This is a genomic window from Shouchella tritolerans (assembly GCF_025770735.1).
In the GTDB taxonomy this organism is placed as follows: Bacteria; Bacillota; Bacilli; order Bacillales; family Bacillaceae_D; genus Shouchella; species Shouchella tritolerans.
On sequence record NZ_JAODPB010000001.1, the window covers coordinates 375121 to 395541 of the forward strand.

The following is a 20421-nucleotide window of genomic DNA, read 5'->3' on the forward strand; positions in this document are numbered from 1 at the left end:
TGTGTTTTATAGACACATCCTACAAATGAGAACAGGTTTTATCGGATCATTGAATGATCATCTTGTTATCCTTAAAAGCGAAAGGAGGTTTTTCAAATGGATTTGCTTGAAAAGATGAATGCAGTAGTAAGCTATGTCGAAAACCATCTAGATGAGGAGATCAATTATGGAGAGGTTGCAAAGATCGCTTGCTTTTCTGAACATCATTTCAAACGAATGTTTTCGTTCATAGCAGGAATATCTTTGTCGGAATATGTTCGTAGAAGACGTTTGACCTTAGCTGCTTTTGATTTAAAAAATAGTGACATGAGGGTGATTGATGTAGCCATCAAGTATGGGTACAAATCGCCAGATTCATTTTCAAGGGCATTTCAAATGCTACACGAAGTAACTCCTAATACAGTCAAAAATTCTGACGTCTTATTAAAAGCCTATCCTCGAATGACCTTCCAAATTGCTATTAAGGGAGATGTTGAAATGAATTACAGATTTGTTGAGAAAGAAGCTTTTACCGTTGTAGGAAAAAAAGAAACGGTAGCGTCTAGTGGGAGCGAATTCAATCCAAAATTGTGGGAGCACCTCGAAGAGATCGAAGAAAAAATTAGGCCATTCGATAATACCTCGTTTTCGGGAATATTACATGTTTCACTGACAAATGAGAATGGCGACGTCGATTACTATGTTGCTACAGCTACTACCAAGCCCTGTCCCAAAGAACTTGAGCAGTTGGAGATATCTCCACACACATGGGCGGTATTTCAAGTCTCAGGAGAAATGCCAGGCGCATTATTAAAGACATGGGAACGCGTGTATACCGAGTGGTTCCCTACCTCGGGTTATGAATTAACTAAAGCTCCTGAATTTGTTAAAGGAAACGATACAAAGACAGAAATTTGGGTTCCTGTTAGGAAAAAGCAGGAGGAAGAGTCGGTCTTTGTTTAGCTTATTTAGCAATTGCGATTGTGTAAGATCACAGTGATAAAAGCCCCATTGACATCTGTTGAAACACGAAGCCGTTTTAATCAAACTTTTTTCAAAGCTCCACCGGTTGGGTTTGCAACAGGGTTTTCTTTTCCTCAAAAAAAGGGTATACTGATCATAAGAAATGAGTAAAGTAAAAAGACTGAAGGTGTTCCAGCACCTTCAGTCAACTAATAGCTCGGTTCCCTGCAAGGGGGATCGGCCGATGGTTACGAATAATCCACCTGAGCCGTTAACTCAAGGGTGGATTATTTTTTGTGGTTGTGAAATGACAGCAATGCAACGATCAGTAGCCCGAACGTCAACATAAGGGAAATTCCTTCAAATACTGTCATACAGCAACACCCCCTTTCGTGGGAGTGTGCCGACCACCCTTGAGTAAACCGTTATGCTATTATTCTCAAATTATAGCACGTTTTACCATTAGTCTCTATTGTTTGTAGCCTCTTTTAGATACTGTCAGTTAAACATGTTGCATGGAAAGGGTGGTACCTTTACTATCCAAGTTTCTATCTTTAACAGCAATCGATGCCTGAACCCCCAAAACGAACAAAAAAAGAAGCTCACAACACTTGCTGTGTGAGCTTCTTTTTAATCTTACAGATAAGGAGCCAAAAAGGCGCCAGTAAATGAGCCTTTTTCGGCCACGATGTCTTGTGGCTTTCCCATTGCAACGACTTTCCCGCCAGCCTCTCCTCCGCCAGGCCCCATATCAATCACCCAGTCGGATGCGGCAATCAATTCTGTTGTATGTTCGACCACGACGACGGTATTGCCTGCGTCAACAAGCTTTCCAAGTAAAACGAACAAGGTTTCAATATCAGAAGGATGCAAGCCCGTTGTCGGCTCGTCGAGCAAGTAAAGGGTATGGCCTGTTGTCTGTTTGGCCAGTTCCTTTGCTAGTTTCAACCGCTGTGCTTCACCGCCGGAAAGCGTTGTGACTGGCTGGCCCCATTGCAAGTAGCCGAGGCCGACTTCACAAAGGAGCTGGAGTAGCGATGTTAATTTTTTCTGGCCGTCAAATAGCGCTAAACTCTCTTCGATCCGTAAGTTTAGCATGTCAGCAATGGTATAGCCGCTAAATGTTACGGCAAGTACGTCCTCTTTAAAGCGTTTGCCGTGGCAAACGGGGCATTCCACTTGCACGTGGGAAAGGAAATGCATGTCAACGGCGACTTGGCCAAGTCCTTCACAACGGTCACAGCGTCCGCCTGGTGTATTAAATGAAAAACTTTTTGCCCTTAATCCACGCTCTTTTGCTGCCGGCAATGCGGCAAATCGTTTTCGAAGAGGGGCGAACAAGTCCATGTATGTTGCTACGTTCGAACGCTGCATTCGGGAAAGGGGCGCTTGGTCTACGCGAATGATCGCGTCAACCTGTTCAAGCCCGCTAATGTGTTGGCAGCCTTCAAAATGGGACGGAGTCGCCTCGGCAAGAACATCGAAAACAAGCGATGATTTGCCTGACCCTGAAACGCCTGTGACGGCGGTTAATGTTTGCAATGGAAAAGAGGCGGTGACGTCTTTTAAGTTGTGCTTGTTGGCTTTGTGAATGGTGATTGTTTTTCCATTTCCAGGCCGAGGCCGCTTTGCCCCTTGCAGGTGGCGCTCGTGTTTTAAATAGGTTCCTGTAATGGAAGCAGGTTGATTCATTAGCTGGAACAACGTTCCTTGGCCGACGATTTCTCCGCCAAACCGCCCTGCGGCCGGGCCCACGTCAATGACGTGATCCGCTTCAGCAATGACACGTGGATCATGTTCAATAACGAGTACGGTATTGCCTAAGTTGCAGAGCTGCTTCATAATGTCGACCAGACCATCAGTGTCTTTAGGGTGGAGTCCGGCTGTAGGCTCGTCCAGCAAATACAAGACGCCTGTGAGACCCGAGCCTAGGATTGAGGCAAGGCGAAGCCGTTGAGCTTCTCCGCCTGAAAGTGTAACTGAATTGCGGTCGAGAGACAAATAGCCAAGGCCGACACGGATCACTCGCTCAACTTTGACAGACAAGTCATGGAGAACGGTATGAAGTAACGAGTCATCAGCTTGTTTGTAAAAACGTTGCACGTCGCCAATCCATTGGTGTAGATCATGAATGGAGCTTTTGCAAATGCTAGGCAATGTTCGGCTGCAGACGGTGACGTCCCTTATTTCCTTTTTTAAGCGCTCACCTTTGCAGCTTGGGCACTCTTGTAGGATAAAGTAGGCAGCCTCGCCAGATTGCCCGTTCTTTTCTTGGTAGCGGCGCCACATGCCAGTCAGAACACCCTCGAATTTGCCTTTGCTTACGGTTTTAGGCGGTTTTGTATGTGGGAAATGGCGTGCAAACGCGTCGCTTTCTACGCCGTAGAAAAGCAAATCGATTTCAGCTTCGCTATATGCGTTGAGCGCTTTATTTCCGCGGATGTCGAGGCCATAATAGCGCCCTGCTGCTTCAAGGATAGCTGTGTAATATTGCCGGACACTATCGTACCAAAAGGTGACTGCGCCTTCTTCAAGGCTTTTGTCCATCTGGAAGACGGCATCTTTGTTGATGTCTGTCACCGTGCCGAGGCCGCTGCATGAAGGGCAGGCGCCGCTTGGTGTATTAAATGAAAACGCTGCTTTTGTTAACGGTTCATGGACACGGGCACAGGCAGGGCAATGGATTGCCTCTTGCTCGTCGACAGGCGGAGGGATCAGTGTTTGACAGTTTAGGCACCGTCTTTCGCCTTTCTTTTGGAAGATGAGACGTAAATACGTATACATGTCCGTCACCGTGCCAACTGTTGAACGAGGATTACGGTTGGTGCGGTGCTGGTTAACGGCGATGGACGGGGACAGGCCATCGATTGAATCAACATCTGGTTTTTCAAGCGACTCTCCTGATTCTCCGTTTGATTCCATATATTGGCGTTGGCATTCTCGTTGCAACAAATCAAGTGCCAGTGTCGACTTGCCTGATCCAGAGGGGCCAGTGACAACGACAAACTGATGCTTTGGAATATCAAGTGACACGTTCTTTAAGTTATTTTCCCGTGCGCCGCGAATGCGGATCATATCCTTCATGCAAAAACCTCCTTAAATGGTTGTGCTCTTTTAGAGGGAGCAAGTTTTATTCTATAACAGTCATGCAAGTGATAATGTTTGAACAAAGTTTCTCCTATGCGAAGCGATTTGCTGTAAAAAACATTAGGGTAGCACTTTAAGGATTTGTAAGAAGGTTTGCGGGAACGCTGGCCAATTGGTATAGTAAAAACACGAATTTGCAAGGAGGGCATCAATGACGCATTACCGGCCAATTGATATTGCGCGTGAACTGAACATTAGCACGAGTGCACTCCGCCATTATGAGTCTTGGGGAATCATTCCACCGCCAGAACGGGCGGCCAATCAGTACCGCCTTTATACGAATGAACATCTCGCTTATTTCCGTTGTCTTCGCGCTATGATTCCTGGTTTTGGTTTTCCGTTGACAGCAAAAGTGCTCCGCGCCGTCCAGGACGGAGACGTGGACAAGGCTTTTTGGCTTGTTAGCGGAGAACAGGCACAGCTTTACAACGAAAAAACGGTTGCTGAACAAACGCTTGTCTTGCTCCGTAATCCAGATTTATCGCCAATCGAAGGGAAGAAGTTAAAAAGCCATATGACGATAGGCGAGGCTGCGACACTGACAGAAGTCCCTCCTTCGGCTATCCGCCATTGGGAAAAAGAAGGGCTGATCCATCCAGACCGTCATCCCGAAAATGGCTATCGATTGTTCACTCCCATGCATATCCGGCAAATTTTATTGATTCGTACGATGCGCCGGACTGTCTATTTTCTTGAGAACATAAAAGAAGTGGTTCACGCCCTTGAACATCACAGCATGGAAGAAGCACAGAAAATGACAGAACAGGCATTGTCTACACTCCACAAACGCAACCGAGACCAATTTTGGGGCATTCAAAAACTAATGGCGCTCTGCCATGAAGTCGGACTCATTAAAGAAGAGTGGAAAAATTTTTATTTTTAGTGTGCGTCGGAAGCCTGGTGTTAAAGGGCTTCGCGACTGGCGAATCGAGGAATATAGATGTTGGAAAAGGAGAAGGCTTGTCGCCTAATGGAATGGTGTTCTATTAATATCGAATTGCTTAAAAAAGCAGGGGAGAGCGATTGGCCGAAAACGTATAAAGCCAGCTCTCTCCCTGAGTCATTACCCTTTTGTCCCTGAAATCACGACACCTTGGATAAAGTATTTTTGCGCCAAGAAGAACAAGACGAGCGGCGGTATGACGGCCATCACTGAGGCGGCCATCAAGAGCTGCCACGGTGTTGCTGCATAAGCAGCGGTGAAATTGGCGAGCCCTAATGAAAGCGGATACAAATCTTGTGTGTTCAAATAAATGAGTGGTCCGATCAAGTCATTCCAGCGAAACATAAATTCAAGAATAGCAGCAGTGGCCATTGCCGGAAACGACAGCGGCAAAATGATGCGGAAAAAAATCGTAAAATAGCCGCCGCCGTCGATAGTGACAGCCTCATCTAGTTCTTTTGGCAACCCCATATAAAACTGGCGCAACAAAAAGATCAAAAAGGCGCTGCCAGCTAGCATGGGAACAGTTAATGGCAAGTAAGAGTCGACCCAGCCAATTTTATTGAACAGCAAGTACTGTGGGATCATCGTCACTTGTGGCGGCAGCATCATCGTGCTCAGCACGATCGCAAATAAAAATGTTTTTCCTCTTGCGCGGAAGCGGGCAAAGCCAAAGGCAATGAAGGCAGAGAAGAACACAGTGCCGCAAACGGTGACGATTGTGTACCACGTTGTATTCCATAAATAGGTGCCAAAAGGGTGGTTTTGAAACACCTCGATGTAATTGCTCCAATTCCAGTTATTCGGCAGCAATGACAATGGCTCTGAAACAATTTGTTCTAGCGATTTCAGCGACGTAAACACCATCCATAATACGGGGAACAAAAAGAAAGCAAGGCCAAGGGCTAGTGCAGCGTAAGTGAAGACTTTACCGGCGGTGGATAGCTCCCCAGGCGCATAATTGGTTTTGCGAAAGATTCCTTTCATCAGAAAGCCTCCTTTCCTTACTTGTCATATTCATAGTGGACCGATTTTCTTGACACATAGAGGGACAAGAACGTCAACGCGAAAATGATTAAAAACAAAATCCATGCTTGTGCAGACGCGTAGCCGATGCGATTTTGGAAAAAGGCGGTTTCAAACAGATAGTAGACGTAAAAGTAAGACATCCAGTCGGGGCCGCCATCAGTGATGACGTAAGCTTGAGTGAAAATTTGAAAGGAAGAAATGAGCGCGATGATGCCGTTAAAAAGAATCACAGGCGATATGAGCGGCACAGTGATATTGCGGAACCGCCGCCATGCTCCGGCACCATCAATGGCCGCCGCTTCGTACAATTCTTTTGGCAGCTGTTGAAGGCTCGCTAGAAAAATAATCATGGTACTGCCGACTGCTGTCAGCTGCATGAGTACGAAGGAAGGAATGACGGTATAAGGGTCGGTAAACCAGCCAGGCCCTTGAATGCCGAATAGTTCATAGAGAATGGAATTGACAATGCCAAATTGGGGGTTTAAAATCCACATCCATAAAAAAGCGACGGAGACGCCAGAAATAATCGAAGGGGCATAAAAAAATGTGCGGAAAAATGCTTGCCCCTTTATTTTCATGTTTAGAAGCATCGCCAGTCCCAGTCCGACAATCATTGTAAATGGAATGGCGAGCGCTGCATAAGCGAATGTCACAAATAGCGATCGATAAAAGAGTGGGTCGGAAAAAAGGTTAATAAAGTTTTGCAAGCCGACAAAAGTGGCTGTGTCCATGATGGCATAATCGGTAAAACTAAAGTACAGCGATGCAAGAATGGGTCCGCCAATAAAAAGAAAAAAGCCGACGAGCCAAGGGGAAATAAACAGCCAAAAATACTTTTCTTCACGCCGTGCCCCAATCGATACAGTTTTGTTTGCTGACTTTGACAACGCTCTTGGATAGGTTGGTTGTGCCACGATCATCCCTCCTTAATAAGTTAGCGCCTTTAAGTTGTTCTGAAGCTCTTCAAGTCCTTCCTCTACGCCTTTGCGCCGGTCGTAAATAGCATTAACGGTCATGTTTTGGTGCTTCATGATAGGCGCAAAATTAGAAATTAAGTGGTTGTCTGTCGGGCGCCCATATTTGAGTGCGCCTTCATCTGCTTTGCGCAAATCATCCACTGAAATGCCTGTTCGCTCGGAAATCAGTTCATACCAAAGTTCTTTCAACTCGCTATGAGCGGGGCTTTCTAACGTCATTTCGACCATCCATTTGGCAGCTTTGTCTGGGTCCATTAAAAATTTGAGGAATTCCCATGCTTCCTCTGGATGCTTGCTGCCTTCGCCAATCGACCACGGATCGACGTAAAGGGGAATTTGCCGGTCTTCGTTCGTATAAGGATAAGCTGCAAGCCCCCAGTTTAAGTCAGTATTGGCGTATTGGCGTGTCCCCCAACCGCCTTTCATGACCATGCCGACGCGCCCGCTTAAAAATGGGTCACTTAGTTGCGCAAGCGCGGCCACCTCGCTTTGCGGCGGCATCACTTCGTGTGCGTTAATCAAATCGTACCGTGCTTGGATGGCTTCGTAATTGCGCGGGTTGGTTGTCACAGTCGGCTCGACTAGTTCTCCTGTTTCATAGGTTTCCTGAGCGAATAAGTCGCCGCCAAACATCCATGCATCCCGGTTAGGGGAATTGTCATTCAAAATCCCATAAACGCGCTGGGTCGGCGGCAGATCGTTGTTCGTAATCGCTTTTGCTGCTTCAATCATTGCGTCCCAGTCCCAGCTTTTATCTTCCCAATCGGTCGGCGGCGGTTCGATGCCAGCCGCATCAAACAAGTCCCGATTGTAGTAAAGAAAAGAGCCCATCGATAAGATCGGTAGCCCAAAAGTCCCTTCCTCTGTGCGGTAAATATCCAACAATGTTTCGTCAATGCCTTCTACCACTTCTGGATCTTGCTCGATATAAGGCGTTAAATCTTTTAAAGCACCTAGCTTATGGTAACCACCAAAGCCAGAATCAGCCCAGTTTGGCGACCAAACGTCTGGAACATTGCCGCCGGCAATCATTGTTTGCAGCTTTTGGTCAATTTCCCCTTGGGGAATCGTCTGCAGGCGGACTTTAATTCCAGGATGCTCTTTTTCAAACTCTTCAATGACTCGGTGCTCCCATTCAATTAAGTTTGGGTCGCTACGGACAAGCCATGTTAGTTCGACTTCGTTTGTTGTCACTGCCTCTTCATTCGCACAGCTTCCAGTGGCCAACAACGGCAGCAGCAGCGGCACAATAAGCAGCGGTTTAACCGATCTTTTCATGAAAGTCCCTCCTTAGTAAATTGTAAACGCTTACATTACTGTGTAAATGGTTCGCTTTCCTTTTGCTAAATCCTTCCTTGTTGCTACACAATCCTTAAACGGATGACTTCATTATTTATATGCGTCGAGGTTGTCTGTTGATGTTAAATAAACAAGTTCAGACATCGTTTCGTTTGGCTGAATCGCTTTTTTGCTACGGGAATGAATGATATACTATTTTGAAACATCTGCGAATGCGAGGCTGCCGCCACAAATGAGGGAGTGAGAGCAAATGCGTGGACAACACCTGCAATTTTATCCTTTAAGCGAAGAAGCGTTGACGGTATCGTTCGCCGCTGGCATTCGTGATACAACAAATGCGCGGATTAGGCAGTTGATGAACGATTTGGACAAGCGTCGTTTTCCTGGCTATATTGAAGCAGTCCCAAGTTATACGGGAGTAACGGTATTTTTTGACCCTGCTCTTGTTGCTGGCGCAGCAATGAAGGGGAGCAGTATTTGTGAAAAAGTGGAATGTTTGCTAAGGGAACGGATTGATGCTTTAGGGGAAAGGGAACAAGCTTCAACTGGAAAAACGATTGCCATCCCAGTATGCTATGGCGGCGACTATGGGCCAGATTTAGCGGCGGTTGCCGCCTATAATCATTTGAGCGTAGAGGATGTCATCAACAGGCATTGTGCTGGCGACTACCTCGTTTATATGATCGGATTTGCCCCTGGTTTTCCGTTTCTCGGCGGGATGGACCCGTCCATTTCCGCGCCAAGACGAAAACAGCCCCGAGCGGTGATTCCTGCTGGCGCGGTCGGAATTGCCGGTGGCCAGACTGGTGTCTACCCATTGGAAACGCCTGGCGGATGGCAGCTTATTGGCAGAACACCGCTTGTATTATTCGACACTGAGCGCAAGCAACCAAGCTTGCTTGCCCCAGGAGATCGCGTCCGGTTTGAGGCGATTTCAGCGGAAACATATGAACACATGAAAGAGGCGGGACGATGAGCATTTCGATTTTAAAAGGGGGACTGTTGACGACGGTTCAAGATCTTGGCCGCAAAGGTTATCTCCATCAAGGGGTGGTTGAAGGCGGGGCAATGGACAAGCTAGCTCTCCGCAGTGCCAATCTTGCAGTTGGAAATGAAGAAGGCGCGGCTTGCTTGGAAATGACACTTCTCGGCCCTACGATGCTATTTAAACAAGCGAGTCTCATTTGTGTAGCGGGAAAAGGAATGACCCCCTACATGGAAGGGGAACCATACCCGTTGGGAGCGGCTATTTCTGTCTCTGCTGGCCAAGAGCTTACTTTTAAAACGGCCAGGCAAGGAGCAAGGGCTTATTTAGCGATCGCCGGTGGAATTGATGTACCTGCTGTTCTAGGAAGCCGGAGTACCTATTTACGCGCCAAGCTCGGTGGATTCGAAGGAAGGAAATTGGAAAAAGGCGATCTCCTCCCGGTTGGAAAGGTTGCCGAGCACCTTGCCCCTTTACTAAAGAAAGCAGATAAGCAAGGTTGTCCCCTTGTTTCGAATTGGCATGTGAATGGTTCATTGAGCGATTCTGCCTCTTTGAGCGAGACCGTTGTCCGGGCAATTCCTGGCAGCCATTTTTCAATGTTTACAAAAGAGAGCCAAACGAATGTGTTCGACATGTCCTTCACGATCCAAAACAACTCCGACCGAATGGGCTATCGCCTTCAGGGAGAAGCGCCGCTCATACGTGAAACGAAGGAGGAGTTGTTGTCAGAAGCTGTCACGTTTGGGACCGTGCAAGTGCCACCTGATGGCGAGCCGATTGTATTAATGGCTGACCGGCAGTCAACAGGCGGTTATCCTCGCATGTTGCAAGTTGCTGCAGTAGATTTGCATAAGCTTGCGCAAATGCGGCCGGGGGATACATTTTCATTTAAGAAAATTTCTTTGGAAGAAGCGCAATATTTATATTTACAGCAGGAAATGGCGATGCAACAACGAAAGGTAGGCATTGCGCTAAAACGGGCAGAATGGCTTGCACAACGAAACCAGTGAATGAAAAAACCAACGACGGCAAAACAGCGGCAGTGCCTCCTTTAGAAAGAGTGAGAAGCGTTGTAGGTTGGATCACTTTCATTTGGCAAGTCATCACCAATTTAAATGAAAGGCCCGGTGTTTAAATGGAAAAACAACTATCTGAAAAGGAGCGCAGCCGGTTTTTGCGCGGCGCTATTTTCTTAATGGCTACTTCGGCGATCGGGCCCGCTTTTTTAACGCAGACCGCAAGCTTCACGGAAACATACCTTGCTAGTTTTGCATTTGCGATTTTATTATCGTTTCTTATTGACATCGGTGTGCAAATGAATATTTGGCGCGTGATTTCCGTTTCAGGCAAGCGTGGACAAGAAATAGCGAACAAATTGTTGCCTGGGCTTGGTTATGTCATTGCCGGTTTAATTTTGTTCGGTGGTTTTGCCTTTAATATTGCCAACATTGGTGGTGCCGCCTTAGGGCTAAATGTCCTTTTTAACATGCCTTTAAATGTAGGCGGCCTCATTGCCGCGGCATTAACAATCGGGCTATTTTTAGTTAAGCGCTTTGGTCCGATTATGGACCGTATCATGCAAATATGTGGTGTAGTGATGCTTGCCATGGTTGGTTTTGTTATGGTGCGGACAAGCCCTCCTTATCAAGAGGCGCTTATAAAGGCATTTGTACCCGATGACGCTTTGGCGCTGCTATTGCCAATTGTGACGATTGTTGGTGGAACGGTCGGAGGTTATATTTCTTTTGCTGGCGGGCACCGCCTTATCGATGCCGGAATCACCGGAAAAGAAAACGTCCACTTTGTCGGAAGGGCAGCATCGCTTGGAATTGTCACTACCATCATGATGCGCACATTTTTGTTTCTCGCAGTGCTAGGCGTTGTGTCTGCAGGGTTTAGCCTCGATGCAAGCAATCCAGCGGCAACAGCGTTTTTGGTCATTCTAGGCGACATGGGCTATTATATGTTCGGGCTTGTTCTGTTTGTTGCTGCCATTAGTTCTGTCATTGGCTGTGCGTACACAAGCATTTCATTTTTACGTTCATTCCATCCACTTTTCTCTAAATATAATAGCGTGTTTATTGCCGGATTTATTGCAATCTCGGCAAGCATTTTTTTAATAATCGGCGAGCCGGTAACGCTGTTGATCGTAGCTGGCGCCTTAAATGGACTGATTTTGCCAATCGTATTGACGACGATCTTAATTGCCTCGCGCAAAAAAGAAATTGTCGGCGACTATCATCATCCAACGCCATTATTGGTTTTTGGCGCGGTTACTGTACTCGTTACATTGGTTGCAGGGTACATCGCATTAGAAGGCATCGCTACGTTATGGACTAGCTCATAAGGAGGAGACATTGATGAATGCCATTGATCTAAATAGCGACGTAGGCGAAAGTTACGGCGCCTACACGATAGGGAACGACGAAGAAATCATGCCTTACATTTCATCAGCCAACATTGCTTGCGGATTTCACGCAGGCGATGCCCATGTGATGAGGGAAACGGTTGCACGTGCATTGGAACATGGTGTCGCGATTGGCGCACACCCGGGCCTTCCTGACATTGGCGGTTTTGGGCGTAGAAAAATCGACATTTCCCCACAAGAAGGGTATGAACTGGTCGTGTACCAGATTGGCGCTTTATGGGCGATTGCGAAAGCGCAAGGAGGCAAGCTCCATCATGTCAAACCACATGGCGCCTTATACAATATGGCTGCAGCTGACCAGGCACTAGCTGAGGCAATCGCCAACGCCGTTTACGATGTTGACCCAGATTTGGTCTTTTATGGCCTTGCGGGAAGCGCCCTTATTGCTGCTGGGGAAAAAACCGGGCTGAAAACAGCTAGCGAAGTATTTGCTGATCGTACGTACCAAGCAGATGGCAGCCTAACATCAAGACGTGACCCTAACGCTCTAATAACCGATCCAAAAGAAGCGTCTGCACAAGTGCTACGGATGATACAGGAAGGGAAAGTCCGGACACAGCAAGGCACCGATGTAGAGATTGACGCACAAACCGTTTGCATTCACGGCGATGGCGCCCATGCGGTCGCATTTGCCGAGCAGCTTAAAGGAGAGCTTAAACGCCATGGCATTGCCGTCAAAGCAGGAAACAGCTAACGGCGCGAACAGAGTAACATGAAGAGAAAGGCATGCCACCGGAAAGGCTGCTTTAAAAACGAGCTACAAGGAGTTGGAAGAGAAACATTTCTCCAACTCCACAGTCAGTCAATGAAAATTTCACAGCGCCTGCAACAACTCCTATCAGTGATTCTTCACCTCAAACCTAACACCAAGCGCAAAGCCTCCACTTACATCGACCATTAAATTCTCCCCAGAGCCGACTACTTCAAGGACAGCTTCAATCCGTTTAAATTCATCCATTGTGCCGTCGCCATATGGATCTGCTAGCAGATGATAAACAGGGACATTTTCGAATTTAGCTACCCCGTCTCGCCGTATCTAGTGTGACCATGTCCGCCGTTCGTTCATCATGCTCCCTTAGCTTTGCGTTTTTCATTCGGACGGCATCGATTTTCTCAGGGGATAAATGGGTGCCGTCGTAAGCATTGTCCGTTTTTTCAACGATCTTTCTGAATAAAGGTTAAGAAAATACGCTTGTGTTTACCGAGAATGTTCGAGTATACTTAACAACAAAGCGTAATGATTACGATTTGCGGAGGTGGAAGATGGTGAAACCATTATCCTATAGAAGCCAAGTGAAGAGCTTTCTAGATAAGCATATACAGGAACAAAGGCGTTACAGATTTGTCGTTGATGATTGCTTACATTTGATCGATAGTACCTTTATCATCAATGAAATCATCGATGCCTCCGATGATGAAATCGATATTCTTCATGAGGTATTTGAGCAGCTGGAACCTAACGAAGAATCTATCCATGATTATCTGGAATACATGGCTCAGCTTTATGTCAAAACAAATCGTTAAGTTGCATTTTGCGAATGAAGGTAAAAAGCACTTTGGAGGGAATTATGGTTCAACATAAACGAATCATTATTGTAGGCGCTGGACCGTCAGGAATTGGCCTAGGGATTTTATTAGAAAAATTAGGTTTTGACTCGTATGTCATTTTGGAGGCTGATGTCATCGGTTCATCTTTTCTCCATTGGCCAACCGAGATGAAACTCATTACGCCTTCTTTTACAGGCCAGGGGTTTGGTGCGCTCGATTTAAATGCGATTACCCCTGGAACGTCTCCTGCTTATTCGTTTCGAAAAGAGCATCTGACAGGCGAAGAGTACAGTGATTATTTGAACTTACTGGCCGATCATTTTCACTTAAAGGTGGAAGAAGAACAGGCTGTTTCGAATGTGACGAAAGCCAATGGCATATTTACGTTGCAAACTTCACAAGGCACATGGACGTGTGATGCGTTAATTTGGGCAACGGGTGAATTCCATTTCCCGAACACAGACGGCATAAAAGGGGCCGAATACGGGCTAAGGAATGGTTCTATTGATTCTTATAAGCAATTAGAAAGAGGAAATCGTATTGTGATTGGCGGTGGCGAAAGTGGTATGGATGCCGCCTATCATTTATCACAGTATGGCAGCCAGGTAACGGTTTTGTTAGCAGGACGTTTAAAGGACTTTGCTGCCGATCCGAGCAGGACCATTTCTCCTTATACATTTGAGCGGATACAGCAAGCAGTAGGCCAAGGGAGCGTTAAATTTGTAGAGAATGTAAAAGTCACAAAGATCGAACAGCAAGGTGCCCAATATGAGGTTTATCTGCAAGATGGGCAAGTTATCTCCACATCGCTGCAACCAATCCTTGCGACGGGCTTTCATTCAGGCGCCAAGCAAATGGAAGCGTTCTTTGAATGGAAAGAAAATGGGAAGCCCCAATTAAGTGAGGAAGCAGATGAATCAACACTTGTTAACAATCTGTTTGTAGCGGGGCCAAGCGTCGAACACGACTCCGCTGTTTTTTGCTTTATTTATAAATTTAGAGCAAGATTTGCTGTGATAATCAAACATTTGCTAACCAAGTGGGGAGAGCAAATAGACGACGATGTGATGTCCGAGTACAGAGACAATCAAATGCTGCTTGAAGATTTATCTTGTTGTGAGGTTGATTGTGAGTGCTAATCCAACTTACCAAACCCTTTTTCACATGAGATATCTGAGGCGAGAATGTCGTAAAGATATTGCTTAGACTGCTCTAATTTCCTTTGTGCTTTTTCGATTTCATCAATTTTCGCTTTGAGTATCCGAGTATGCTCTTCCTTTGTAAATCCGTTCCGCTCAATCATCGACCTCACTTCACCAATGGAAAAGCCAACTGCTAAGAGTGTTTTGACGACTTGAAGGTGGTGGATGATCGTTTCATCATACTGGCGATAATTATTTTCGTCCCTGGTCATATAATGTTCCGGAACGATGCCCATTTTTTCGTAGTAACGGATGGTCGAGATGGGCAGGTCTAACGTTTTGGCGACTTCACTAATTTTCATGTTCAATCCCCCCGCTTTTTTCTTGCTATGAAGTATACTTTATAGTTTAGGATTTTTGTAGTGAAGTGCTTAAGCTTCACTAAATCCAGAAAAAGTGGGGGATATCCATGTCATCTACGTTAACAAACAACGACTTTATGCAGATTATCAAGGGGCGCCGTTCGATTCGGACGTATGACTCGACTTATAAAATACCAAAAGAGGAGCTCCTACGTATTATTGAGGATGCTGCGTCCGCTCCATCTTCTGCAAACTTGCAGCCTTGGCGTGTGGTTGTGGTGGAGAGTGATGAAGGCAAAGAAAAGCTCCGTCCGCTTGTTAAATTTAATACAAAACAAAATGATACTTCATCGGCAATGTTATTAGTGTTTGCAGACTTTAAGTCCTATGAAAATGCTGAGTACATTTTTAATAAGGCGGTTGATGAAGGGAAGATGCCGCCAGAAGTTCGAGACCAGCAATTGGCCGCAATTCAGTCCCATTACCCAACATTACCGAAAGAGCAGATCAACGATGTCATTAAAGTAGATAGTGGCTTGTTTGCCATGCAACTCATGCTCGTAGCAAGAGCATATGGATATGACACAAACCCGATTGGTGGCTTTGAGGCCGATCAATTAGCAGAGGCCTTTGCGTTAGATCCAGAACGATACACGCCTGTACTCATTCTTTCAATTGGAAAGGCGGCGGAACAAGGCTATGACTCTGTTCGTTTAAGTCCAGAACAGATCACTTTTTGGAGGTAGAGAAGAGTAAACCAGTCATAGGAAAGGTAAACCACTGATCGAAAGAAGCACTGTTCTTAAGAACACAGTGCTTCTTTTTTCATTTTTTATTGCTTCGGCAATTTACTGGCGTATTGCTTCCGTAGATCCTGTAGTTCTTTAAGCTTCGAAATAGCTGAATCGCCCTTTCCCCGGCATACCTCGAGTATTAGTGCTTCCACAATAGCCAATGTAGACACAAGTGAGTGAAACTCATTGTTTTCACCTCTCTCTGAATAAAGAATCGCTGCTGCTTTTTCTCTCATAGGAGAAATGAGGCGGTCTGTAATTAAGACAATTGGAATTTTCCGTTTTTGTGCGATATCAAAAATTACCTGAAGCTCAGGAGAAAAATCCATAAAGCCAAACACCACGATGACATCAGATGGGTGAATGTGAATCAAATCTTCAAAGATTTCATGCCCGCTAGGAGCAAGAGTATGTACGTTGCAATCAAAGCGCCTTAGGCGAAAAGCGATCAAGTCTACCATGAATTGAGCCGCTCCATTGCCGTATACATGAATGGTGTCTGCCTCGATCAGCAAAGACGAACTTGATCGGAAGTCCGTATCTGACAATCGTGTCAACGTCTTTTCTAGGTTGTGAATATGGGCTTCCATCATCGGAAGAAATGGATGTTGCCCAAATTTGTGCATCGTGTTTTCCGTTTTTGCGGCAGGTGTTGAAAGGTACTGCTCGCGGAGACTTCTTTTAAACGATTTGAAATTTTTATAGCCGACCGCTTCCCAGAAGCGGGAGACCGAAGCGCTGCTGACTAAGCACGCGTCTGCGATATCCTTCTCTGTTAAAAAAGCGACGTTCTCAATATTTTTGCTGATATAGTTTGCAATTCGTTGTTGGTTTTTCGTTAGCTCATGCGTCTCAAATGGTTGCATTCCGTTAAAACCTCCTTTTCTAACAAGCCAATAAGGAAAGTATACAATGACAAAATGTATAAAAAAATACACTTTTGAATGATGATTCTTTTTTTACAATGAATTTATATTTCCTTAATACTACAAGTGCATGCTAAGAATGTAGACGTTACATTCAGGAGGCTATTTATGAGGATCGACTTTCATACACACGGAAAATGGACAAAACAGTCAGACTTCTCTTTGCTGTATTTTGAAGAAATGATTGAAAATGCGAGAGAGGCAGGGCTTGATGCAACAGCACTGACAGAGCATTTTAACACACATCACTTTTTTGATCTGTTTCATGTTCTGGATGAGCATTACCCGTACGTAGGGGATTACTATGATGTGCACGGATTTAAAGTGTTTACGGGCATGGAGGTCGATGTAAGGGAAGGCGGCCATATCCTTTTTATTGGCCCGCGTGCATCCATTCAAGACATACGGTTACAGCTAGAGGCGAATACTGAAAAAGAACACTTTATCCCGTTCTCTGACTTAATGGAACTTGGAAAAAGCCACCCATTGTTGGGAATTGGGGCTCATCCTTTAAGGGAAAAAACCCCTCTTACTCATATTGACCCAGAACTTCTTAAACAACTAGATGCATTTGATTTAAATGGACGGGACCTTTTCCGCCAAGGATTGGAACAAACGCAATTGGAGGTGGCAGCGTTTGCCAAAAAAATAGGGAAGCCGGTCGTCTGTGGCAGTGACACCCATCTACCGATTCAGTACGGGGCGGTCTACAATGATTTCGATCACGATTGTCAGACGGCTATCGAGTTAAAGGCGGCTATTGAAGCAAACGCCTACCGCATCGGAATATCGCCTGTGTTAAAAACAAGAGTCGGGGCAGCAGAAACAATGAAGAATGTATGGAAGAAACATAAAAAACAAGACTCAGTTAAGAGTGTCTAAAGGAGAACCGCACATGAAAAAACAACTTTATAAACGGCCGGCTTTTGGACTCGTCTTTTCATCTTTACTTGTCATCTCTGCTTGCGGGAACAGTGAATCGAGCACTGCGACTGCCGAGGATAATACTTGGCTTGAGCAAGCTAACCTTGGAGCAAACGAAACGCCTGAAGAGCTATATGAAGCGGCAAAAGAGGAAGGGAAAGTCGTTGTTTATTCCCAATCGAGTCGAATTAAGGACGTAAAGGCAAGCTTTGAGAAAGAATATCCTGGTATTCAAGTAGAGGCATTTGATTTAGGGACAATTGAAATCGTGGAAAAAGTAACTCGCGAGCAAGAGGCCGGGTTAAATACAGCCGATGTGGTGTTTGTGAAAGATGGAGGGGGCATTGTTTCTGGGGAGCTTGTCAACGAAGGGATGTTGCATAAGTATGCGCCAGATGATTTAGTTGAAAACTTAGATGCGCCATTTTTAGATGAACCGGGTCTGCCTTTTTATTTTTCGACTCGAGCAATATTTGTGAATACGGAAGTCTATGATGAATCACCTATTACCAATTGGTGGGACCTTACGGACGAGAAATGGAAGAGCAGAATTGTCATGGACGATCCATTGCTTTCCTCCGACACATTGGATTTGTTAACGACAATCGTTCAAAATGCTGACGATATGGAAGCGGCTTATAAAGACAAATATGGAAAGGACATTGAGCTCAACGGCACAGATCATGCAGGCTATGAATTTATTAAACAACTATTAGCGAATGACCCGGTATTTGTCAGCTCTGGCGATGAAGTAGTGGAAGCAGTTGGTACACCAGGACAGGAGAATCCTCCTGTTGGAATTACGACATCTAGTAAATCACGCCATATTGAAGAGCAGGGCTACAAGGCAGAATTCCTGTATGATGTTGAGCCTAAAATGTCAGTCGCTGGTACTTCCTATTTATATATGGCCAATCAGGCTGAACATACAGCAGCCGCAAAATTACTGATTCGTTGGATGGCAGGAGAGGCGGATGGACAAGGAGAGGGGTTCCGCCCCTATAATGTGCCAGGCTCATGGTCAACGAGAACCGATGTATCTGTAGAAGGGCAGCGCTCAAGTGATGAACTTGACCTCTGGCCGTATGATGGGGAATACCTATATGAGCACTCGAATGAAGTCCGGAATTTTATCTTAGAAAATCAATAAAAAGGTAGGGATTGTGGTGAAGAGGATTTCCAAGTTTCATTCGCGCAACCCAATTGTAAATCGACTCATGCTCATGTTGGCAAACCCGATTTATCTTATGTCTGCCATTGCTCTTCTATTTTTAACTTACATGGTTGCCTTCCCGATCGGGCAAATTCTCCTAGAAAGCTTGCAGGGGGATGCCCGCTCAGGAGGAACAGACGCGTTTACGGTCCAAAATTGGGTGAATGTTTTTTCAGGGAGTATTAGTCAATCGCTCTTTTATAAACCTTTAATGCATTCTATATCGATTGGCATAAGTGTGTCCTTGCTTTCGTTTCTGCTAGGTGGAGGGCTTGCCTGGTTAGTGATGCGCACTGACTTTCGCTATAAAAAGACGGTAACGATGTTGGCGATTTTGCCTTACATGCTGCCTTCATGGGTGATGGCATTTGCGTGGATGTCCGTTTTTAAAAACGATCGGATCGGCGGGGGGCAGGGATTGTTTTATTCCCTGTTCCAAATAAGTCCCCCTGATTGGTTGGCGTATGGTTTTGTCCCTATTGTGTTAACGATGACTTTGAATTATTTTACATTTTTCTTTTTATTGCTGTCAGTCGCCCTAGGGGCAGTCAATGCCAGTTTGGAAGAATCCGCTCGTATTCTAGGCGCAAGCAATGGGAGAACGATTCGCAAAATTACGTTGCCGCTGATCATCCCGGCGATTTCTTCCGCGTTTATTTTGACATTCTCTAAATCACTAGGATCGTTTAGTGTGCCCGCCTTTTTAGGACTGCCAACCAAATATTACACAATTGCTACGATGCTTCATTCAAGCATCCAAAACCGGATGGTAGCAGAAGCGTATGTCTTATGCATTGTCTTGCTGATGGTATGTGCGCTGTTGATCTTTTTTAATCAAAAGGCCGTTGGCAAAAGAAAAAGTTTTGCTACGATTACGGGAAAGGACGCGCGCAAACATCTATACACGCTCAATAAATGGCGGCGCCCTCTTACGTGGCTCGTGCTTGGTGGAATGGGGGCCGTGTCGGCTGTCCCTCTCATCGTTTTGACATTGCAAACATTTATGATGACAAACAGCCAATTTTCATTCGACCAATTTACCCTTCATTTTTGGATCGGGGAATCGAACCCAGCGATTGCTTCAGGTGAAGTAGGCGTACTAAAAAATGATGCGTTATTTTCTGCAATAGGAAACTCGTTAAAAATCGCGTTTATTGCAGCAAGCATGGCAGCCTTGATGGGCTTAGTATTTGGTTACCTTATTTCTAAAAGAAGAAATCGGTTAGATGGGCGTTTAATTGAACAACTAAGCTATTTGCCTTATCTCATTCCTGGCATTGCCTTCTCAGCTATTTATTTATCGATGTTTGCTACTCCAAGCTGGCTTATGCCTGGATTGTACGGAACGTTAACATTAATCATCTTAATATGTATAGTGAATGAACTCCCGATTGCGACTCGTTCCGGTACAAGTACGATGCACCAAATCGGAGGGGAGCTCGAAGAAGCAGCGTACGTACAAGGAGCTTCTTGGTTTAGACGATTTTCTAAAATCTTGCTTCCATTAAGTAAAAAAACATTATTCTCCGTCTTTTTGTTGCTCTTTATTAGTGTGATTAAAGAATTAGACTTAATTATTCTATTAATGACTCCTGAGAATAATACGCTGCCTACGCTCATGTTTAAGTATGCAGAATCAGGTTTTCAGCAATATGCCAACGCGTTAATGCTGATCATTGTCGTGATTATTTTAATCACCTACTATATTGCCAGCAAATTCGGGAAGGTTGATTTTACGAAAGGAATCGGAGGGTAAGAA

At 45.4% G+C, this 20421-nt stretch carries 19 protein-coding genes; 12 read left to right on the forward strand and 7 right to left on the reverse strand.

Translation table 11 applies throughout. From position 1 onward, the window contains the following. Positions 1–96 precede the first annotated feature (96 nt). Positions 97–942 (forward strand): AraC family transcriptional regulator, encoded by an 846-nt coding sequence (locus N6H06_RS01820; protein ID WP_062745159.1) that lies wholly within the window; start codon positions 97–99, stop codon positions 940–942. 287 nt (positions 943–1229) lie between these two features. Here the strand turns inward: N6H06_RS01820 and N6H06_RS23135 are convergent, their stop codons facing one another. Continuing rightward, positions 1230–1316, reverse strand: coding sequence for a putative holin-like toxin (locus tag N6H06_RS23135; protein ID WP_220557514.1), 87 nt, complete (start codon positions 1314–1316; stop codon positions 1230–1232). Positions 1317–1578: 262 nt separating this feature from the next. Continuing rightward, positions 1579–4026, reverse strand: a complete 2448-nt coding sequence (gene uvrA / locus N6H06_RS01825) for an excinuclease ABC subunit UvrA (protein WP_062745160.1) — start codon at positions 4024–4026, stop codon at positions 1579–1581. Positions 4027–4240: 214 nt separating this feature from the next. Here uvrA and N6H06_RS01830 point away from each other — a divergent pair, with 214 nt between their 5' ends. After that, complete coding sequence (locus N6H06_RS01830) at positions 4241–4972, forward strand: MerR family transcriptional regulator (protein WP_062745161.1); 732 nt, start codon at positions 4241–4243, stop codon at positions 4970–4972. A gap of 180 nt (positions 4973–5152) precedes the next feature. Here the strand turns inward: N6H06_RS01830 and N6H06_RS01835 are convergent, their stop codons facing one another. The 3 genes from N6H06_RS01835 to N6H06_RS01845 are packed head-to-tail and all read right to left on the reverse strand — an operon-like array spanning position 5153 to position 8316. Then, the gene (locus N6H06_RS01835; RefSeq protein WP_062745172.1) at positions 5153–6019 is read right to left on the reverse strand and encodes a carbohydrate ABC transporter permease; all 867 of its coding nucleotides are present in this window, start codon (positions 6017–6019) and stop codon (positions 5153–5155) included. Positions 6020–6036: 17 nt separating this feature from the next. Continuing rightward, entirely contained in the window at positions 6037–6975 is a 939-nt protein-coding gene (locus tag N6H06_RS01840; protein WP_263705484.1) for a carbohydrate ABC transporter permease, read from the reverse strand. 12 nt (positions 6976–6987) lie between these two features. Beyond that, on the reverse strand, positions 6988–8316 hold the full coding sequence (locus tag N6H06_RS01845) for an ABC transporter substrate-binding protein (protein ID WP_263705485.1): 1329 nt from the start codon (positions 8314–8316) through the stop codon (positions 6988–6990). Between the two features lie 271 nt (positions 8317–8587). Between N6H06_RS01845 and pxpB the strand changes: the two genes are divergently transcribed. From pxpB to N6H06_RS01875, 6 genes are all read left to right on the forward strand, one after another. Then, a complete protein-coding gene (gene pxpB, locus N6H06_RS01850) occupies positions 8588–9313 on the forward strand; it encodes a 5-oxoprolinase subunit PxpB (RefSeq protein WP_062745175.1) in 726 nt (241 codons plus the stop codon). Beyond that, complete coding sequence (locus N6H06_RS01855; RefSeq protein ID WP_263705486.1) at positions 9310–10335, forward strand: 5-oxoprolinase subunit C family protein; 1026 nt, start codon at positions 9310–9312, stop codon at positions 10333–10335. The genes pxpB and N6H06_RS01855 overlap by 4 nt, the downstream gene beginning before the upstream one ends. Positions 10336–10460: 125 nt before the next feature. Next, positions 10461–11672 carry an NRAMP family divalent metal transporter gene (locus tag N6H06_RS01860; RefSeq protein ID WP_263705487.1) on the forward strand — a complete coding sequence of 404 codons (1212 nt, stop codon included), beginning with the start codon at positions 10461–10463 and terminating at the stop codon, positions 11670–11672. A 13-nt stretch (positions 11673–11685) separates the two neighbouring features. Then, the gene (locus N6H06_RS01865) at positions 11686–12447 is read left to right on the forward strand and encodes a LamB/YcsF family protein (RefSeq protein ID WP_212954541.1); all 762 of its coding nucleotides are present in this window, start codon (positions 11686–11688) and stop codon (positions 12445–12447) included. Positions 12448–13016: 569 nt separating this feature from the next. Beyond that, positions 13017–13277, forward strand: coding sequence for a hypothetical protein (locus N6H06_RS01870; protein WP_263705488.1), 261 nt, complete (start codon positions 13017–13019; stop codon positions 13275–13277). 44 nt (positions 13278–13321) lie between these two features. Further along, positions 13322–14440, forward strand: a complete 1119-nt coding sequence (locus N6H06_RS01875) for an NAD(P)/FAD-dependent oxidoreductase (protein ID WP_062745184.1) — start codon at positions 13322–13324, stop codon at positions 14438–14440. Here N6H06_RS01875 and N6H06_RS01880 read toward each other — a convergent pair. Beyond that, complete coding sequence (locus tag N6H06_RS01880; protein WP_062745185.1) at positions 14437–14805, reverse strand: MerR family transcriptional regulator; 369 nt, start codon at positions 14803–14805, stop codon at positions 14437–14439. The genes N6H06_RS01875 and N6H06_RS01880 overlap by 4 nt on opposite strands. Before the next feature lie 107 nt (positions 14806–14912). Between N6H06_RS01880 and N6H06_RS01885 the strand changes: the two genes are divergently transcribed. Beyond that, entirely contained in the window at positions 14913–15551 is a 639-nt protein-coding gene (locus tag N6H06_RS01885; RefSeq protein ID WP_212954540.1) for a nitroreductase family protein, read from the forward strand. 86 nt (positions 15552–15637) lie between these two features. Here the strand turns inward: N6H06_RS01885 and N6H06_RS01890 are convergent, their stop codons facing one another. After that, positions 15638–16465, reverse strand: coding sequence for a MurR/RpiR family transcriptional regulator (locus N6H06_RS01890; RefSeq protein WP_263705489.1), 828 nt, complete (start codon positions 16463–16465; stop codon positions 15638–15640). 168 nt (positions 16466–16633) lie between these two features. Between N6H06_RS01890 and N6H06_RS01895 the strand changes: the two genes are divergently transcribed. From N6H06_RS01895 to N6H06_RS01905, 3 genes are read left to right on the forward strand one after another with little or no spacing between them, the layout of a single operon-like run. Beyond that, the gene (locus N6H06_RS01895) at positions 16634–17407 is read left to right on the forward strand and encodes a PHP domain-containing protein (RefSeq protein WP_062745190.1); all 774 of its coding nucleotides are present in this window, start codon (positions 16634–16636) and stop codon (positions 17405–17407) included. A gap of 13 nt (positions 17408–17420) precedes the next feature. Continuing rightward, a complete protein-coding gene (locus N6H06_RS01900) occupies positions 17421–18599 on the forward strand; it encodes an ABC transporter substrate-binding protein (protein ID WP_062745193.1) in 1179 nt (392 codons plus the stop codon). Between the two features lie 16 nt (positions 18600–18615). After that, complete coding sequence (locus N6H06_RS01905; protein WP_062745195.1) at positions 18616–20418, forward strand: ABC transporter permease; 1803 nt, start codon at positions 18616–18618, stop codon at positions 20416–20418. The last annotated feature ends 3 nt before the right edge of the window (positions 20419–20421 follow it).

Coding starts and splice junctions, on each gene's coding strand:
- pxpB (WP_062745175.1), top strand. CDS start 8,588: ATGCGTGGACAACACCTGCAATTTTATCCTTTAAGCGAAGAAGCGTTG.
- N6H06_RS01875 (WP_062745184.1), top strand. CDS start 13,322: ATGGTTCAACATAAACGAATCATTATTGTAGGCGCTGGACCGTCAGGA.
- N6H06_RS01855 (WP_263705486.1), top strand. CDS start 9,310: ATGAGCATTTCGATTTTAAAAGGGGGACTGTTGACGACGGTTCAAGAT.
- N6H06_RS01880 (WP_062745185.1), bottom strand. CDS start 14,805: ATGAAAATTAGTGAAGTCGCCAAAACGTTAGACCTGCCCATCTCGACC.
- N6H06_RS01895 (WP_062745190.1), top strand. CDS start 16,634: ATGAGGATCGACTTTCATACACACGGAAAATGGACAAAACAGTCAGAC.
- N6H06_RS01870 (WP_263705488.1), top strand. CDS start 13,017: ATGGTGAAACCATTATCCTATAGAAGCCAAGTGAAGAGCTTTCTAGAT.
- N6H06_RS01900 (WP_062745193.1), top strand. CDS start 17,421: ATGAAAAAACAACTTTATAAACGGCCGGCTTTTGGACTCGTCTTTTCA.
- N6H06_RS01890 (WP_263705489.1), bottom strand. CDS start 16,465: ATGCAACCATTTGAGACGCATGAGCTAACGAAAAACCAACAACGAATT.
- N6H06_RS01860 (WP_263705487.1), top strand. CDS start 10,461: ATGGAAAAACAACTATCTGAAAAGGAGCGCAGCCGGTTTTTGCGCGGC.
- N6H06_RS01835 (WP_062745172.1), bottom strand. CDS start 6,019: ATGAAAGGAATCTTTCGCAAAACCAATTATGCGCCTGGGGAGCTATCC.
- N6H06_RS01820 (WP_062745159.1), top strand. CDS start 97: ATGGATTTGCTTGAAAAGATGAATGCAGTAGTAAGCTATGTCGAAAAC.
- N6H06_RS01865 (WP_212954541.1), top strand. CDS start 11,686: ATGAATGCCATTGATCTAAATAGCGACGTAGGCGAAAGTTACGGCGCC.
- uvrA (WP_062745160.1), bottom strand. CDS start 4,026: ATGAAGGATATGATCCGCATTCGCGGCGCACGGGAAAATAACTTAAAG.
- N6H06_RS01845 (WP_263705485.1), bottom strand. CDS start 8,316: ATGAAAAGATCGGTTAAACCGCTGCTTATTGTGCCGCTGCTGCTGCCG.
- N6H06_RS01830 (WP_062745161.1), top strand. CDS start 4,241: ATGACGCATTACCGGCCAATTGATATTGCGCGTGAACTGAACATTAGC.
- N6H06_RS01885 (WP_212954540.1), top strand. CDS start 14,913: ATGTCATCTACGTTAACAAACAACGACTTTATGCAGATTATCAAGGGG.
- N6H06_RS23135 (WP_220557514.1), bottom strand. CDS start 1,316: ATGACAGTATTTGAAGGAATTTCCCTTATGTTGACGTTCGGGCTACTG.